The following is a 15,912-nucleotide window of genomic DNA, read 5'->3' on the forward strand; positions in this document are numbered from 1 at the left end:
TCCTGTGGATACTTCACTGTGCGCCGGTCGTGGCGGCCACCAATGCCGCCGTGTACTGGTGCGAGGGGTTGGTGAATACTTCAGTGGAACTTCCCGTTTCGACTACCCTTCCGTCCTGCATGACTATGACGGCATCGCAGCTCCGGGCCGCGAGCGCCAAGTCGTGCGTGATGTGGAGGACGGCGAGATCCTGGGTGCGCGCCAGATCGGACATCAGATCGACGATCCCCACGCGTAGTGACGCGTCGAGTCCGCTGGTGGGTTCGTCGGCAAGGAGAAGCCGTGGTCGGGTCACGAGTGCCCGCGCGAACGCGACGCGCTGTCGCTGCCCACCCGACAACTCGTGCGGGTAGCGATCGACGAAATCCGCTGCAGGCGTCAGCCGTACCGATTCCAGCGCGTCCATCGTCGCGTCCCGCTGTATCGCCCTGTCGCCGATGCGGTGGATCACCATCGGCTCGGCGACGATGTCACCCACCCGCATACCGGGTGGGAGCGACGCATACGGGTCCTGGAAGACCATGTGCATCCCGCGCCGCAGCGCCCGGCGCGTACGCTTCGAGCCGGTCGCGAGATCGACACCGTCGAAGACGATTCTCCCGGACGTCGGGGACACGAGGCCGGCGATCGCGCGCGCGACCGTGGATTTCCCGGCCCCGGAACCTCCCACGAGCGCAATGGATTCGCCGGTCGACACCAGCAGGTTCACGTCGCTGACCGCCGGCACGCCGTCGAACAGCACCGACAATGATTCGACCTCGAGCAGGGTGTTCATCGGGCGACCTTCTCCTTGAGGGGTTCGAGCCGCGGCGCGGCGTCGACGAGTCGGCGAGTGTACGGATGCTGCGGTTCGGTGGCGATCTGCGCGGCGGTACCGATCTCGACGAGATCGCCGTCCTTCATCACGGCAATGCGATCGGCGATCCGTTCGATGACCGGGAGGTTGTGCGTGACGATGAGCAGTGCGAGCGAATGGCGTGTGCGCAGGTCGTCGAGCAATGCGAGTACTTCGGCCTCGCGGAGCACGTCGAGGCCACTGGTGGGTTCGTCGGCGATCACCACGTCCGGTTCGTTGGCCAGGGCCATGGCGATGACGACTCGCTGGCGCATTCCGCCGGACAGCTGGTGCGGATACGCGTCGGCGCGGTCGGCGCCGAGTCCGACCTGTGTGAGCAGGTCGAGGGTGCGGTTGCGTGCCTCGCGCCGACTGCATGAGCGGTGGGCGAGAATCGCTTCGTCGACCTGAGCCCCGATGCTGCGAACGGGGTTCAGTGCGCTCAGTGCTTCCTGCGGGATCAGGGAGATCCGGTTGCCGCGGAGCGACCGCAGTTCGTCGTTCGACAGGGTGGCGACATCGCGGCCGGAGACGAGGACGCGTCCCGATGCGATCCGGGCAGCGGAAGGAAGAAGTCCGAGTGTCGCGGCGGCAACGGTGGATTTTCCGCTGCCCGATTCACCGACGAGGCCGACGAGTTCGCCGGCTGCGATGGTGAAGGAGACGTTGGTCGCGCCACGACCGTTCTCGCCGTACACGACCGTCAGATCGTCGACGACGAGGGGTGCGGCCGGTGCTACCTCGACCGGGAGGGTCTCTGCCGGTCGAGCTCTACGGCGAAGGCGAGCCCGTTTACGGGCGGTGAGAACGGGCCGCGACCGCTCCTCGATCGCATTGCCGAGAAGTGCGAAGCCGAGCACCGTGACCGCGATGGCGATACCGGGCGGCAGAACCCACCACACCCAGGCGTCGGTGAGGAAGGCATTGCGCGCGTGGGCCATCGACAGCATCGAACCCCAACTTGCAGAAGAGATGTCGCCGAGCCCGAGGAACGCCAGTGATGCTTCGAGCAGGATCGCGGTCTTGACGGTGAGCACGAACTGCGGGATCACGAGCGGCATGATCGCGGGGATGATATGCCGACGCAACACATACACCGGGCCGGCACCCATGGCACGTTCCGCTTGAATGTAGTCGCGTTCGCGCAGAGTCAGGACCTGTGCGCGCAGTTCTCGCGCCAAGCCGGCCCACAACACGCCCGAGATCACCATGATCTGGGTCTTCAGGCCTGGTCCCGCGAAGACACCGATGACGATCGTCAGCGGCAGGACCGGCAACGACAGCACCACGTCGACGATGCGCATCAGGATGGCATCGGCAGCGCCGCGCAGGTATCCGGCGGCAATCCCGAACAGGGTGCCGACTGTGGTCGCGACGAGGGCGGCAACGATACCGACGAACAGTGAGATCTGAGCGCCGTGGATGAGCATCGACAGCAGATCGTGGCCCACATCGTCGGCGCCGAGCAGGTGTTCCGCGGACGGTCTGGCGAACGGCCGCGTGACGCGATCGGCGGGGTCGTACGGGGCCAGCCACGGTGCCGCGACCGCACACAGCAGAAGAATCCCCAGAATCACGGTGCCCACGAGGGCGAGGCGCTGCGAGCGGGTCTTCGTTCCGAGAAGCCTCATGCCGGCATCCCTTCCGGTGATCGTGCGTCGCGCTTGTTCGCTGCGGTTCGGTCCTTGCGCACCCGAGGGTCCAGGAGCGGGTAGGTGAGGTCCGCGAACAGATTCGCTGCGACGATGCCGACGGTGGCGAGCAGGAACGCACCCTGCAGCAGCGGATAGTCACGCGAGGTGACGGCGTCGAAGGTGAGTTTGCCCAGCCCTGGATAGGCGAAGACGGACTCGACGACGACCGCTCCCGACAGCAGCACTCCCACGGTGAGGGTGAGCGTGGTGTAGACGGGCAGCAAGGCGTTGCGCAGTGCGTGCCCGACTGCGACACGGAACTCGCCGAGCCCCTTCGCGCGAGCGAGCCGGATGAACGGCTCGTCCAGCACTCCCACCATCGACGCGCGGGTCATGAGGAAGAACCCGCCGATTCCGGCGATGGTGAGCGTCGTGACGGGGAGCACCATGCGGGATGCGACCTCGGCGAGCCATTCGATTCCCGTCGCATCGAACGACGCCGCACCGTACGACGGGAACCAGCCGAGCGTCACCGAGAACACCGCGATGAGGATCATGCCGATCCAGAAACCGGGCATCGAGTCGAACGCGAGAACCGTGACGACGGTTCCGGTTTCTTTCGCGGTGCCACGGCGCCAGGCCGCCCACGTGCCGAGCAGGGAGCCGATGACGAACGCGAGTAGCGTCCCGATCCCGACGAGCGCGATGGTCCACGGGAGTTTCTCCCAGAGCACATCGAGAACAGGCCGGTTGTGCTGCACGGACATCCCGAGATCTCCGTGCAGCAGGCCGGACCAGAACGAGAGGTACTGCTCGAGAATCGGCCGGTCGAGCCCGTAGTCTGCGCGCATCTGTGCGATGTATTTCGGGTCGAGCGACTGCTGGTCGCCGCCGTACAGATAGTTGACGGGATCACCCGGTGCCAGGTGCGGAAGCGCGAAATTCAGCGTCACCGCTGCCCACAGCACCAGAGCGTATTGTCCCGCTCGGCGTAGGGCGGTCATCAGTCCTGCGGCGCTTCCGCGTTGGCAGCGTCGACGACGTCGGAGGGCAGGAAGGACCACTTCTGGACGATGCCGTATCCGGGAGTCTCGACCCAGCCGGCGAAGCTGTCGGCGCGGTACGCCCAGGTCTCGTCCGGGTAGTACAGAGCGATCGCGGTGGGCTGACGGTTGAACAGCTTCTGCATCTCCTGCATCGCCTCGATGCGAGACTCGTTCGTCTCCGTGACGCGCCACTTCTCGTACAGCGCATCGAATTCGGGGTACGCGAGATCAGGGTGCTTCCACAGGTTGCCCGATCGGTGCGACATGATGAACTGCGTCGAGTCGGCCACCGCGTGCGGGCTGTTGGTGGTGACGTAGAGGTCATAGCTCTTGTTCGCAGATGCATCCGAGAGCGAGCCCGCGTCGAGTGGACTCACGGTGACGTCGATGCCGACCTCGGCGAAGTCCTCGGCGATCAGTTCGGCGGCACGGACCATCGGTGCGTCACCGCCGTTGACGATCAACGTGAACGGTGCGTCCTCACCTTCCGGGTTCTCACGCGTGCCGTCGCCGTCGGCGTCTTTCCACCCGAGAGAGTCGAGCAATGTGGTGGCCTGCGTCGGATCGTACGGGGTGGAGGCGTCAGGGTCGGCGAACGGTGCATCCGGGTGCACGTAGCCCTGGGTGGCGGGGCGCCCCTGACCGAGTCCGACGATCTCGAGCATCTGGTCGCGGTCGACCGCGAGGTTCAGCGCGGCACGGAAGTCTGCCTGCGCGAAGGGTTCACGGGTGAAATTGAGCTTGAGCTCGGGGTACTGCAACGGTGCCACGGTGATGGTGCCGATGTCGTTCGATGCGGTGAACTGATCGACCAACTCAGGGGTCAGCGCCCGGTCGACGGCGTCGACCTGGCCGGAGCTGAGTGCGGTGAATGCGGCGGACGAATCGGCGATCACCGGCATGACCAGTTCGTCGACTGTCGGTGCGCCTGCGAAGTAGTCGGCGTTGGCTTCGAAGCGGTATCCGGTGGTGGGGCTGTAATCGACGAGCTTGTACGGACCGGTGCCGATCGGGTAGTCGGTCACCTCTTTCGCCTTCGCCGGGTCGATCGTCGACCAGAAGTGCTCGGGCAGCACGGGGAGGTCTGCGAGTGTGACAGTACCGAGCTCGGGGCACGCGTAGTCGCAGACGAACCGCACCGAGGTCGGGCTCGTCGCGTCCACCGTCGAGATCGAGGGAGTGTCGTTGACGTGGTGGGTGAAGCGGCCGGTCGGGGCAGCGTGCATGAAGTGGAAGCTGAAGACCACGTCGTCGGCGGTGAATGCCTCACCGTCGTGCCAGGTGACATCGTCGCGCAGGTCGACGTCCCATGTCGTCGCGTCGACCTGTCGCACGTCGGTGGCCAACCACGGCTGCGGGTCGGCGACGTAGGGAGACGGCGACAGGAGCTTGTCGTAGACGAGTTCGGTCATCTGATCTGTCTGGCCGGCGAAGATGTTCATCGGACCGCTGTCCTTCGAGAGGGCGATCGTCAGGGACTCGGCCGTCTCCGGGCCGTCGGCGGTCGTGGCCGTGTCGGACGAGCCACACGCGGCGGCAAGCAACGCGGGAATGAGGATCAGCGCAGGTGCGGCAGATCGTGCCGTACGAGACGGGGCCGTACTCGATCGGGGGACGGCGCGCATGCGCCGACTGATACGAATCACGAGGAGTCCAATTCTTCCTGTAGCCAAGATTGGCTTACCTTACTTTGGTAAGCGTGACCTTATAACATCGCCGGGGGGATCGTGCAGGGTGTCTGTTCGTCCGGTCCGATTCGGATCGTGCCGCGTCGAACCGTTGCCTGCGGGACCTGCGGCGACGAGAGTTCCGGTCACGATTACCCGACCGCGTCGCGAGTACGAGCAGCGTTGGGGCATGAGCGTCGTGAGGTGATGATGAGCAGTCCGTCGAGCGGGGCTCGGTCGGGATCACGTGCTGTCGAGCGCGCTGTGGCGGTGCTTGCGTGTTTCGACGACGGCGCGACCGACCTGTCGGTCTCCTCGCTTGCAGCGCGCACCGGTCTTCCGGTGAGTAGTGCATATCGAATCGCCCAGGCACTCCTTCGTGGTGGTTTGCTCGAGAGGGTCCCCGGCGGCGATGGCTATCGCATCGGCCCGGGCCTGATCACCCTTGCGGTACCGCCACTGGTGAGGGCGGGTGTCGACTTCTGTGCACCGCAGCTCTATGCGCTTGCGGCAGGCATCGAGATCACGACGAGTTTGGGTGTCGTGAGGTCGGATGAAGTGCTCACGCTCTTTTCTGCCCGGCCGCCCGAGAAGTTCTGCGAAGCCCAGATTCCACGCGCCCGGCAACCGGTCGCGAGTAGCGTGATGGGCCGGGTGATGCTTGCGTTCTCACCGAGTTCCCGAGTGGCGGCGCCCCGCCGTGCAGAACTCGAACAGATTCGTCGGCGCGGGTTTGCAGTCGCTCCGGATGAGTCCGACTCCTCTCTGCTTGTTGTAGCAGTGCCGGTGTTCGACGACATGCGGCGGCCGTGGGGTGCTATCGGCGTGCAGGCGCCAAGGCGGAGGCTGACGGACGCCGTGGTGCGGCAGATCGTCCCTCCGATGCACCGTGCGGCCGATCGTATCGGTCGTGGGTCCGACCGTGTCGCGATCGCGCGCGAAATAAGTTCAGGCTGAGTATTTTTCGCATCGTGGAAACGGACTACCCGTGGAACCTCCGGCGAGGAAGAGTGATCGCAACGGCCCGATCGGTGGCCGAGTAGCACACAGCCCGAGGGGATGTCATGACGCTTGTACAGGAAACGCCTGTATCGACCGAACTGGCCGTACGACCGGTCGCCGGCCACATCGGCGCCGAGGTCACCGGAATCGATCTGCGAGAGCCACTCGCAGACAACGATGCCGAGAAGCTGCGCCGGAAGCTGCACAAGTACAAGGTGCTGTTCTTCCGCGATCAGCACATCGACCACACGCAGCAGATCGCGTTCTCCCGGCACTTCGGCACAGTCACACCGTCGCACCCGTACGACGATGAGGCGCCGGAGGGATTCCCGGAGATCCTGGCGGTCGACAGCCGCAAGTACGAACGACGCTTCGGTCGCAAGAAGTACAGCTACGACAACAAGTGGCACACCGATGTCACGGCGGTGGTGAATCCGCCGGCCGTAACGCTGCTGCGCGCACATGAGGTTCCCGAGCGCGGTGGTGACACCACCTGGACGAATCTGGTCGCTGCGTACGAAGGCCTGCCCGAATCCCTCCGCAACCTCGTCGACGGCCTGCGTGCCGAGCATCGATTCGGTGGGCGTCAACCGCAATGGTCAGCAGACAGCGACTACGGCCGCCGCGTCCAGTCCAACCCCTTCGTCACCGAACATCCCGTGGTGCGGGTGCATCCGGTGACGGGGGAGAAGGCATTGTTCGTGCAACCGGGATTCACCTCCCGCCTCGTCGGGTTGTCGCCGGCACAGAGCAATCACCTTCTCGATCTGTTGTTCGAGGAGGTCACGGCTCCCGCCTACACCGTCCGGTTCCGTTGGTTCCCCGGTAGCGTCGCGGTGTGGGACAACCGCGCGACCGCGCACCTGGCACCCACCGACCTCGACCATCTCGACGTCACCCGCGTGCTGTATCGCACCACCATCGAGGGGGATGTCCCGGTCGGTCCGGACGGCCGAGAGGCCGTGTCGATCTCCGGCGCAGCATTCCGCGGGGAGGAATGAGATGACCACTTTCGCCGAACCCACAACGACCTTCGAGGTCGAACCCGTCGCCGGTCCGACGGACGCAGACTCGGCCGCGTGACGAGGTGATCGATCGCTTCGTCTCGGCATTCTGGACGACGGCGCAGTCGACCCCGAGAACCTGTTCACCCACGAGTACAACCCGTACGTGAACGGGACGTTCCCTCCTGATGCGGGACCCGACGGGGATGTGCCGGCCGCCGGATAGTGGGAATCCGGCCGTATGTCCCGGGACGCTTCGGCGTCCCGGGACATACGCATGTCGGTGTCTCCGTTGATCGGCAGGCGGCCGATCACAAAACGTCAGGGCGCCCCGGACCGACATTGCGGCTGTTGCGGGTACGCAGATCCCTCACATAGTCGGACGGAGCGCCGGCGATCTCGGCGGCGTCGGCCATGACGCCCAGATAGCGGGCCGACGGGAGCCCACCTTCGTATCCGTCGACGACGTACAGCCAGGCCAGGGTGGGGCCGTCGGCCGTGTCGACACGGACACGGATCTTGCGGTGGAAGCCGAGTTCGGCACCCTCCCAGCGGTCGAGGCTGCGTTCGTCGTCCTCGGGAACGTCGTACAGCACCACGAACACCTTGGCGTCGGCATCTTCCACGACCGTCGCCAGTGCGCCTTCCCAGCCGATGTCGGCGCCGGCGAACGTCAGCCGCCACCCGTGCAACCAACCGGTGCCGGACATCGGCGAGTGCGGGCAGCGCGTCAGCATCTGCTCCGGATGCATGTTGGACCCGTAGGCGGCGTAGATCGGCACATCCACAAGGCTAACGGTTCGGTCTCGATTGCACCGTGCCGGGCGCCTGTCGGCGACAGCGTCGTCTGCGCTGTTGCACGGTCCGTCTGCGCAGTGCCCCGCCGTGGCATAGCGTTGTCGCGGGCGTTCGCACACCCCCGCAGACGCCCGAGTTCAACCCGATACCCTTATTCGGAATCGATACAGAGGAGAACAATGACTCGGATTGTCATCATCGGCGGCGGGCCTGCCGGATACGAGGCAGCACTGGTGGCAGCGCAGTACGGCGCGTCGGTGTCTCTGGTCGATTCGGATGGAATCGGTGGCGCATGCGTGCTCTTCGACTGTGTCCCGTCCAAGACCTTCATCGCATCGACCGGGGTGCGCACCGATATGCGACGCGCCGCCGACCTGGGTGTCGAACTCGAACGCACGACCGTGTCGCTGCCGCAGGTACATGCCCGTGTGCTGAGCCTGGCGCGTGCCCAATCCGCGGATATCCGTACCAAGCTCGAAGCTGCGGGCATCACACTGTTGTCCGGGCACGGAGAACTGATCGACCCCGAGGTCGGCATGGCTGCACACAAGGTCAAGGCGACCTTGTTCACCGGTGAGGAGAAGGTCCTCGACGCCGACGTGGTGCTCATCGCCACGGGTGCGAGCCCCCGAATTCTTCCGAATGCCGAGCCCGACGGCGAACGCATTCTGACGTGGCGTCAGCTCTACGACCTCGACAAGCTGCCCGAGCATCTCGTCGTGGTCGGCTCCGGTGTCACCGGCGCGGAGTTCGTCTCGGCGTACACCGAGGTCGGGGTGCAGGTCACCGTGGTGTCGAGCCGCGACCGCATCCTGCCGCACGAGGACGAGGACGCCGCACTCGTACTCGAGGACGTGCTCACCGAACGCGGAGTCACACTGGTCAAGCATGCGCGCGCCGACTCGGTCGAACGCACCGAGAACGGTGTCCGGGTGCTTCTGTCGGACGGCCGTGTCGTCGAAGGCAGTCATGTGCTCATGACCGTCGGGTCGGTCCCGAACACCCAGCGTCTGGGCCTCGACAAGGTCGGACTCGAGCTCGACCGAGGTGGTTACCTGCCCGTCGACCGGGTGTCGCGCACGGCAGTCCCCGGCATCTACGCAGGCGGTGACTGCACCGGTCTCCTTCCGCTCGCCTCGGTCGCCGCGATGCAGGGACGCATCGCGATGTATCACGCGCTCGGCGAGGGCGTGAGCCCCATCAAGCTCAAGACGGTGGCGGCAGCAGTGTTCACCCGTCCCGAGATCGCGGCCGTCGGCGTCAGCCAGGCCACCATCGACAAGGGCGAAATCCCCGCCCGCACAGTGATGCTGCCGCTCAACACCAACCCGCGAGCGAAGATGTCGGGGCTGCGACGCGGCTTCGTCAAGATCTTCTGCCGCCCCGCGACCGGTGTGGTGATCGGTGGTGTGATCGTCGCGCCCAACGCATCCGAGCTCATCCTGCCGATCGCGCTGGCGGTGCAGAACAACCTCAACGTGACCGACCTCGCGCAAACCTTCTCGGTGTACCCGTCGCTGAGCGGGTCGGTGACCGAGGCTGCGCGTCAGCTGATGCGACACGACGACCTGGACTGAGCCGAAGGGCCGAAGGCAATGGCGGCACCGGGAGTTGACTCTCCCCTCGGGGGAGGGTCGACGGTGTAAGCATGACAACGCAGAGCATATTCACAACGCAGAGCATCTTTCCTGTCGTCCCGGTTGCCGACCTCCGCCGCAGCCGTGACTTCTACGCCGGCCTGATGGGCTTGGCTGTCGTGTTCGACAGCGACTGGTATGTGCAGTTGCAATCCGCGGACACCGAATCGGTGCAACTCGGGCTCGTCGTACAAGACCACGAGACGATCCCGGAGGGCTTCCGCGGATCGCCTGCAGGCGTACTCGTCTCGGTGGAGGTCGACGACGTCGACGCGGTACACGCGTGTGCGGTATCCGCAGGACTGCCCATCGTTCTGGGTCTGCGCAGCGAGGACTTCGGGCAGCGGCATTTCATGACCGTCGACCCCGACGGCCTGCTCGTCGATGTGATCACGGTGATTCCCTTCACGGTCGGCACTGCCACGACATGACCGATCCCACACGGTGGATGACTATCGGTGAGTTCGCGCGGGCGTGCCGACTCACCGTGAAGGCCCTGCGTCACTACGACCGCGAGGAACTGCTGACCCCCGGGCGGGTCGATCCGCACACCGGATACCGGTACTACGCGCCGGGCCAACTCGCGCCGGCGCTGCGGATAGGTCTGCTCCGCCGAGCCGGAGTCTCGATCGCCTCGATCCGGCGCATCCTCGACGATCCGGCCCGCAGCGCGGATGTGCTGGCCGTCGAGCGTGCCCGGATCGAGCACGAGGCCGAGCAGGCGTTGCGCTCGGTCGCCCTCGTCGGGTCACTCGAAGAGCTTGTCGCGACGGAACTTCCCGTTCGGCTGCGCCACATCGACGATCAGGTCGTGCTGTGGCGCGAAGGCAGCGCCGACGCGGACGACCTCGACCGCGCTGTTGCCGCCTCGATCGGGGACCTCCTGGTGGACGCTGCTGTGCTCGGCGTCGACACGGATGCGCCGGTGGTCGGACGGTACCCGGTGGTCCTCGAGGGGGCTGTCGACTTCGGGGTGGGGATCGAGGTCGCAGCCGATGTCGGCGGTGACGCTGTTCTCATGCCGGGCGGACTCTTCGCTGCCGTGGACTTCACTGGACCCGCGTCACTCTTGCCGGTTGCCTATCACGCCCTGTTCGCAGACCTCGCGGCTCGCGGAGTCGAGGCCGTGGGTCCGGTGCGCGAGTACTACCTCACCGATCCGGCCGAGGTCGGCGTCGAGAACATGCTCACGAGGGTCGTGCATCTCGTGCCCGTCCCTGAGGGGGAGCCGTCGACATCCCCGCAGTAAATCTTATGGTGTGCCTTACAGTAATGACGTAGTCTCGGTTTCGTCCAGAAGCGGATGCCGGGAAGGTGCCAATGTTTCGAGGAAGACTGTCACGGAGGAAACGCAGCATCGATGCTGCAGCCGTCGCCGTGTGTTCGGTCCTGCTGCTGAGCGCGTGCGGCGGGTCGGATTCCGGTAGCGCAGAAACGGATCCGGCGGAGGTCGGGGAACCGGTGGCGGGCGGTGTCGCGACCGTCATCCAGATGGGTGAGCCGCGCACGCTCGACCCCGCGGCCATGAGCAATACCTACGCGGGTTCGGCCCTGCTGGGAAATGCGCTGTACGGCACGCTGATGACCACCGACGTCGACACCCTCGAGATCGAATACGGATTGGCCACCGACTTCTCGAGCGACGACGGTGGCGCCACGATGGTGCTGTCACTCCGACCCGACGTGACGTTCTCCGACGGCACACCGCTCGACGCCGAGGCAGTCAAGTTCAACTGGGATCGGTTGCGAGACCCCGCCACCGCGTCAGGATCGGTCGGTGAGGCATCACAGATCGCGTCGACCGAGGTGCTCGACCCGACGACGCTCCAAGTCGAGTTGGCCGCACCGAACCCGAACTACGCGCACAGCGTGATCGTCAGTTCCATGAACTGGATCGCATCGCCGAACGCGTTGCAGCAGGGCGCGGCGGCGTTCGACGAGAACCCGATCGGTGCAGGTCCTTTCACGCTGGCGAACTGGTCCAGGCAGGACGTCATCGAGCTCGAGAAGAACCCGACCTATTGGGATGCGCCCCGGCCGTATCTGGAGGGACTCACGATCCGCACGTCGGCCGACACCACACAACGGCTCAACTCGATCACCACCGGCGGCGCCGACGTGGCCTCGGACAGCAACTGGAGCACCCTCGCTACAGCGGAAGAGGCAGGAACGGCGGTTCAGATCGTACCGATGGGCGGCGGGCAATACCTCGGCATGAACCACCGTCGTGCTCCCTTCGATGATCCGCGCGCCCGGCGGGCGGTGTCGCTCGCGGTGGATCTGGATGCGATGAACACGACCGTCTACAACGGCGAAGGTGTCGTCCCCGACACCCTCTTCCTGGAGGATTCGCCGTGGTACACCGACATCCCGCTGGGCGACCACGACGCAGAAACTGCGCAGCAACTGTTCGATGAGCTGGCGGCCGAGGGGAAGCCGGTGTCGTTCACCTTCACGACATTCCCGACCGTGGAGAACAAAGCGGTCGCGGAGACGACACAGGCACAACTGAGAGCGTTCGACAACGTGGACGTCGACGTCGAGGTCCTCGATTTCCCGGCCGCATTCGCGCGGTTCGGCACGCGCGACTTCGACATGATGGTCCACGGTGTCACCATTCAGGACCCGGATCACTCCCTCTGGTCGAGCTTCCACTCGACGTCGAAGGGGAACATCGTGGGCATCGACGATCCAGATCTCGACGCGGCCCTCGACGCCGGTCGTGTCGGAACGACCGTGGACGAGCGCAAGGCAGCGTATGACATCGTGCAGGAACGTCTGGCCGAGCTGACTCCGGGTGCGTGGTACGTCCGGCCCGCGCCGGCTGTACTCATCGGCGACGACGTGCACGGGGTCCGGCTGTCGGGCCTCGGTGCGCCGATTCCCGACGGCATGTGGCTCACAGGATAGATCGGTGCAGCACGAACAGGCCGAGCCGGTTCAGGCCCAGTCGTACGTGCGCTCGACCGCCTTGTTCCAGGCGGCGTAGAGACTCTCACGCTCGCCCGCGGCCATGGTGGGTTCCCACGTCTTGTCGGCCGCCCAGTTCCGCCGGATATCGTCTTCGCCGTTCCAGTAGCCGACGGCGAGTCCGGCGGCATAGGCCGCGCCGAGCGCGGTGGTCTCCGGCACGATCGGACGCACCACCGGAACCGCGAGCATGTCGGATTGGAACTGCATGAGCAGCTCGTTCGCGACCATCCCGCCGTCGACCTTGAGGATGCTCAGGTCCACTTGGGAGTCGGCCCGCATTGCTTCGAGTACCTCCCGGGTCTGAAAGGCTGTCGACTCGAGAGCGGCCCGCGCCAGGTGTCTCTTGTCGACGAACCGAGTGAGACCGGCGATCACGCCGCGTGCGTCCGGCCGCCATCGTGGCGCGAACAGACCCGAGAACGCCGGCACGATGTAGGCGCCACCGTTGTCGGGAACAGACGCCGCGAGCGTCTCGATCTCCGCAGCAGAGTCGATGATGCCGAGATTGTCGCGTAGCCACTGCACCAGCGATCCGGTCACCGCGATCGACCCTTCGAGGGCATAGACGGCATCGGCGTCGCCGATGCGGTAGCACACGGTGGTGAGCAGACCGTGCTTGCTGTGCACCGGCGTCGTCCCGGTGTTCAGGAGGAGGAAATTTCCTGTGCCGTAGGTGTTCTTCGCTTCCCCGGGAGACAGACACGCTTGACCGAAGGTGGCGGCCTGCTGGTCACCGAGGATGCCGGCCACGGGAACCCCCGCGAGTGGGCCACGCTCGCGTGCGTGCCCGTACACCTCCGACGAACTACGGATCTCCGGCAGCATCGACATCGGAATACCGAAGTCCTCACAGATCTGCGGATCCCACTGCAGGGTCTCGAGATCCATCAGCATCGTGCGCGACGCGTTGGTCACGTCCGTGATGTGGACACCCGGCGGGTTGCCGTCCTGTCCGCGGCCGCCGGTGAGGTGCCACAGGATCCAGGTGTCGACCGTGCCGAATGCGAGGCGGCCCGCCTCGGCCTTCTCCCGCGCCCCGTCGACATTGTCGAGGATCCACCGGACCTTCGGCCCGGAGAAGTAGGTGGACAGTGGCAGCCCCGTGGTGGCCCGATACCGCTCGGGTCCGTCGTCTCCTGCCAGTCGCTCCACCAGCCGATCGGTCCGGGTGTCCTGCCACACGATCGCGTTGTACACCGGCTCTCCGGTGGTGCGATCCCACACGATCGTGGTCTCACGTTGGTTGGTGATCCCGATCGCCGCGATGTCCTTCCTGCGCAGATCCGCCTTCGCGAGTGCTGCAGCACCGACCTCGCGAGTGTTGAGCCACAGTTCCTCGGGATCGTGCTCGACCCAGCCCGCCTGCGGGAAGATCTGCCGGTGTTCCTTCTGGGCAACCGACACGACACGCCCGTCGTGGTCGAAGATGATGCATCGGCTGGACGTGGTGCCCTGGTCGATCGCGGCGATGTACTGATTCACGGGGATCCTCGAGGTGTCGAAACGGCGTTCACTGGCACAGCACTGTGCGGTCGAACCTACTAGCGTTGTGCAGGACATGTCGGCGACTGAGGGAGCGGTGCGGTGACCAACCAATCAGGTGTACAGATTCTCGGTCCGCAGCAGCGCGAGGAAGCATGGCGACGACTCGGCGACGAGCAGTTCGACGTCGTGGTGATCGGTGGTGGTGTTGTCGGGGCGGGGGCAGCACTCGACGCCGCGACCCGCGGCCTGCGCGTGGCACTCGTCGAGGCCCGGGACTTCGCGTCGGGCACGTCGAGCCGGTCGTCGAAGATGTTCCACGGGGGTCTGCGATACCTCGAGCAACTGGAGTTCGGCCTGGTCCGGGAGGCTCTGCGCGAACGCGAACTGTCGCTGTCGACACTCGCACCGCATCTGGTCAAGCCGCTGAAGTTCCTGTTCCCGCTCACCCATCGCGGATGGGAGCGGCCGTACATGGCGGCCGGTATCTTCCTCTACGACCGGATGGGCGGAGCGAAATCGGTTCCCGCGCAGAAACACCTGACGCGCTCGGGTGCACTGCGGATGGCGCCGGGACTCAAGCGCAATTCCCTCGTCGGCGGGATCCGCTATTACGACACGGTCGTCGACGACGCGCGCCACACCATGACGGTCGCGCGGACGGCGGCCCAGTACGGCGCGGTCGTGCGAACCTCGACCCAGGTCGTCGGGTTCCTGCGCGAAGCCGACCGGGTGTCGGGTGTCCGGGTGCGTGACAGCGAGGACGGTTCCGTCACCGAAGTACGCGCCCACGTGGTCATCAACGCGACCGGCGTGTGGACCGACGAAATCCAGGCGCTGTCGCGCCAACGCGGCCGGTTCCGGGTGCGCGCGTCGAAGGGCGTGCACATCGTGGTCCCGCGCGACCGGATCGTGAGCGACTCGGCGATCATCCTGCGGACCGAGAAGTCGGTGTTGTTCGTCATCCCGTGGGGAAACCACTGGATCATCGGCACCACCGACACCGACTGGAACCTCGATCTGGCACATCCCGCTGCGACGAAGGCCGACATCGACTACATCCTCGACCACGTCAACAGCGTTCTCGTCGTCCCGATCACCCACGACGACATCGACGGGGTCTACGCAGGCCTGCGCCCGTTGCTGGCGGGGGAGAGCGACGAGACGTCGAAGCTGTCGCGCGAACATGCGGTCGCGCGGGTGTCGCCAGGGCTGGTGGCGATCGCCGGCGGCAAGTACACGACCTACCGTGTGATGGCCGAGGACGCGGTGGATCTGGCGGCGGAGGACATTCCGTCGCGCATCGCGCCGTCGATCACCGAGAAGGTGCCGCTCCTCGGCGCCGACGGGTACTTCGCCCTGGTCAATCAGACGATGCACCTCGCAGAGCAGTACGGCCTCCACCCGTACCGCGTCAAGCACCTCCTCGACCGGTACGGCTCACTCATCGACGACGTACTCGCGTGTGCGGAGGGCCGGCCCGAACTTCTCGAGCCGATCACCGATGCTCCGCTGTATCTCCAGGTGGAGGCCGTGTACGCGGCGGCCGCCGAGGGTGCGCTGCATCTCGAGGACATCCTCGCCCGCCGTACCCGGATCTCGATCGAGTATCCGCACCGGGGAATGCACTGCGCCGAGCAGGTCGCGCACCTGGTGGCACCGGTACTCGGCTGGGACGCTGCGGCGATCGACAGGGAGGTCGAGACCTATCGGGCCAGGGTCGAGGCCGAGATCGATTCGCAGAGCCGGCTGGACGACGAATCCGCGGATGCCCTGCGTGCTGCGGCTCCGGAGGCACGTGCGGAGATTCTCGAACCTGTGCCCGTGAAGTGAT

General features: G+C 65.8%; 13 protein-coding genes. 7 read left to right on the top strand and 6 right to left on the bottom strand.

What is annotated here, in order from left to right:
• Window positions 1-13 precede the first annotated feature (13 nt).
• The 4 genes from ACZ46K_RS14695 to ACZ46K_RS14710 are packed head-to-tail and all read right to left on the bottom strand — an operon-like array spanning window position 14 to window position 5,140.
• Window positions 14-775 carry an ABC transporter ATP-binding protein gene (locus ACZ46K_RS14695; RefSeq protein ID WP_464748948.1) on the bottom strand — a complete coding sequence of 254 codons (762 nt, stop codon included), beginning with the start codon at window positions 773-775 and terminating at the stop codon, window positions 14-16.
• Window positions 772-2,466 carry a dipeptide/oligopeptide/nickel ABC transporter permease/ATP-binding protein gene (locus ACZ46K_RS14700; protein ID WP_464748950.1) on the bottom strand — a complete coding sequence of 565 codons (1,695 nt, stop codon included), beginning with the start codon at window positions 2,464-2,466 and terminating at the stop codon, window positions 772-774. The genes ACZ46K_RS14695 and ACZ46K_RS14700 overlap by 4 nt, the downstream gene beginning before the upstream one ends.
• Window positions 2,463-3,473, bottom strand: a complete 1,011-nt coding sequence (locus ACZ46K_RS14705; protein WP_054805340.1) for an ABC transporter permease — start codon at window positions 3,471-3,473, stop codon at window positions 2,463-2,465. The genes ACZ46K_RS14700 and ACZ46K_RS14705 overlap by 4 nt, the downstream gene beginning before the upstream one ends.
• Complete coding sequence (locus tag ACZ46K_RS14710; RefSeq protein ID WP_054805339.1) at window positions 3,473-5,140, bottom strand: ABC transporter substrate-binding protein; 1,668 nt, start codon at window positions 5,138-5,140, stop codon at window positions 3,473-3,475. The genes ACZ46K_RS14705 and ACZ46K_RS14710 overlap by 1 nt, the downstream gene beginning before the upstream one ends.
• A 138-nt stretch (window positions 5,141-5,278) precedes the next feature.
• Here ACZ46K_RS14710 and ACZ46K_RS14715 point away from each other — a divergent pair, with 138 nt between their 5' ends.
• Window positions 5,279-6,139: an IclR family transcriptional regulator gene (locus tag ACZ46K_RS14715; protein ID WP_464748954.1), complete on the top strand. Its 861-nt coding sequence runs from the start codon at window positions 5,279-5,281 to the stop codon at window positions 6,137-6,139.
• 107 nt (window positions 6,140-6,246) lie between these two features.
• Window positions 6,247-7,185, top strand: a complete 939-nt coding sequence (locus ACZ46K_RS14720; protein WP_054805338.1) for a TauD/TfdA dioxygenase family protein — start codon at window positions 6,247-6,249, stop codon at window positions 7,183-7,185.
• Window positions 7,186-7,499: 314 nt separating this feature from the next.
• Here ACZ46K_RS14720 and ACZ46K_RS14725 read toward each other — a convergent pair whose 3' ends face one another.
• Window positions 7,500-7,970 (bottom strand): gamma-glutamylcyclotransferase, encoded by a 471-nt coding sequence (locus ACZ46K_RS14725; protein WP_464748957.1) that lies wholly within the window; start codon window positions 7,968-7,970, stop codon window positions 7,500-7,502.
• Between the two features lie 195 nt (window positions 7,971-8,165).
• Between ACZ46K_RS14725 and ACZ46K_RS14730 the strand changes: the two genes are divergently transcribed.
• The 4 genes from ACZ46K_RS14730 (at window position 8,166) to ACZ46K_RS14745 (ending at window position 12,533) form a co-directional block, all read left to right on the top strand.
• Complete coding sequence (locus ACZ46K_RS14730; RefSeq protein WP_054805337.1) at window positions 8,166-9,563, top strand: NAD(P)H-quinone dehydrogenase; 1,398 nt, start codon at window positions 8,166-8,168, stop codon at window positions 9,561-9,563.
• 71 nt (window positions 9,564-9,634) lie between these two features.
• Window positions 9,635-10,054 carry a VOC family protein gene (locus ACZ46K_RS14735; RefSeq protein ID WP_464748959.1) on the top strand — a complete coding sequence of 140 codons (420 nt, stop codon included), beginning with the start codon at window positions 9,635-9,637 and terminating at the stop codon, window positions 10,052-10,054.
• Window positions 10,051-10,872: a MerR family transcriptional regulator gene (locus tag ACZ46K_RS14740; protein ID WP_054809812.1), complete on the top strand. Its 822-nt coding sequence runs from the start codon at window positions 10,051-10,053 to the stop codon at window positions 10,870-10,872. Before ACZ46K_RS14735 ends, ACZ46K_RS14740 begins: the two co-directional genes overlap by 4 nt.
• Window positions 10,873-10,943: 71 nt before the next feature.
• On the top strand, window positions 10,944-12,533 hold the full coding sequence (locus ACZ46K_RS14745) for an ABC transporter substrate-binding protein (RefSeq protein ID WP_464748961.1): 1,590 nt from the start codon (window positions 10,944-10,946) through the stop codon (window positions 12,531-12,533).
• Between the two features lie 30 nt (window positions 12,534-12,563).
• On the opposite strand, the gene glpK is transcribed toward ACZ46K_RS14745, so the two are convergent.
• The gene (gene glpK, locus ACZ46K_RS14750) at window positions 12,564-14,078 is read right to left on the bottom strand and encodes a glycerol kinase GlpK (RefSeq protein ID WP_464748963.1); all 1,515 of its coding nucleotides are present in this window, start codon (window positions 14,076-14,078) and stop codon (window positions 12,564-12,566) included.
• Between the two features lie 102 nt (window positions 14,079-14,180).
• On the opposite strand from glpK, the gene glpD reads away from it, so the two are divergent.
• Window positions 14,181-15,911, top strand: a complete 1,731-nt coding sequence (glpD, locus tag ACZ46K_RS14755; protein ID WP_464748965.1) for a glycerol-3-phosphate dehydrogenase — start codon at window positions 14,181-14,183, stop codon at window positions 15,909-15,911.
• The last annotated feature ends 1 nt before the right edge of the window (window position 15,912 follow it).

Source organism: Rhodococcus sp. JCM 9793, assembly GCF_055380405.1.

What these genes read in the sequence shown, in the direction of transcription:
- ACZ46K_RS14695 (WP_464748948.1), bottom strand. Translation starts at nt 775, where the DNA reads ATGAACACCCTGCTCGAGGTCGAATCATTGTCGGTGCTGTTCGACGGC.
- ACZ46K_RS14700 (WP_464748950.1), bottom strand. Translation starts at nt 2,466, where the DNA reads ATGAGGCTTCTCGGAACGAAGACCCGCTCGCAGCGCCTCGCCCTCGTG.
- ACZ46K_RS14705 (WP_054805340.1), bottom strand. Translation starts at nt 3,473, where the DNA reads ATGACCGCCCTACGCCGAGCGGGACAATACGCTCTGGTGCTGTGGGCA.
- ACZ46K_RS14710 (WP_054805339.1), bottom strand. Translation starts at nt 5,140, where the DNA reads ATGCGCGCCGTCCCCCGATCGAGTACGGCCCCGTCTCGTACGGCACGA.
- ACZ46K_RS14720 (WP_054805338.1), top strand. Translation starts at nt 6,247, where the DNA reads ATGACGCTTGTACAGGAAACGCCTGTATCGACCGAACTGGCCGTACGA.
- ACZ46K_RS14730 (WP_054805337.1), top strand. Translation starts at nt 8,166, where the DNA reads ATGACTCGGATTGTCATCATCGGCGGCGGGCCTGCCGGATACGAGGCA.
- ACZ46K_RS14735 (WP_464748959.1), top strand. Translation starts at nt 9,635, where the DNA reads ATGACAACGCAGAGCATATTCACAACGCAGAGCATCTTTCCTGTCGTC.
- ACZ46K_RS14740 (WP_054809812.1), top strand. Translation starts at nt 10,051, where the DNA reads ATGACCGATCCCACACGGTGGATGACTATCGGTGAGTTCGCGCGGGCG.
- ACZ46K_RS14745 (WP_464748961.1), top strand. Translation starts at nt 10,944, where the DNA reads ATGTTTCGAGGAAGACTGTCACGGAGGAAACGCAGCATCGATGCTGCA.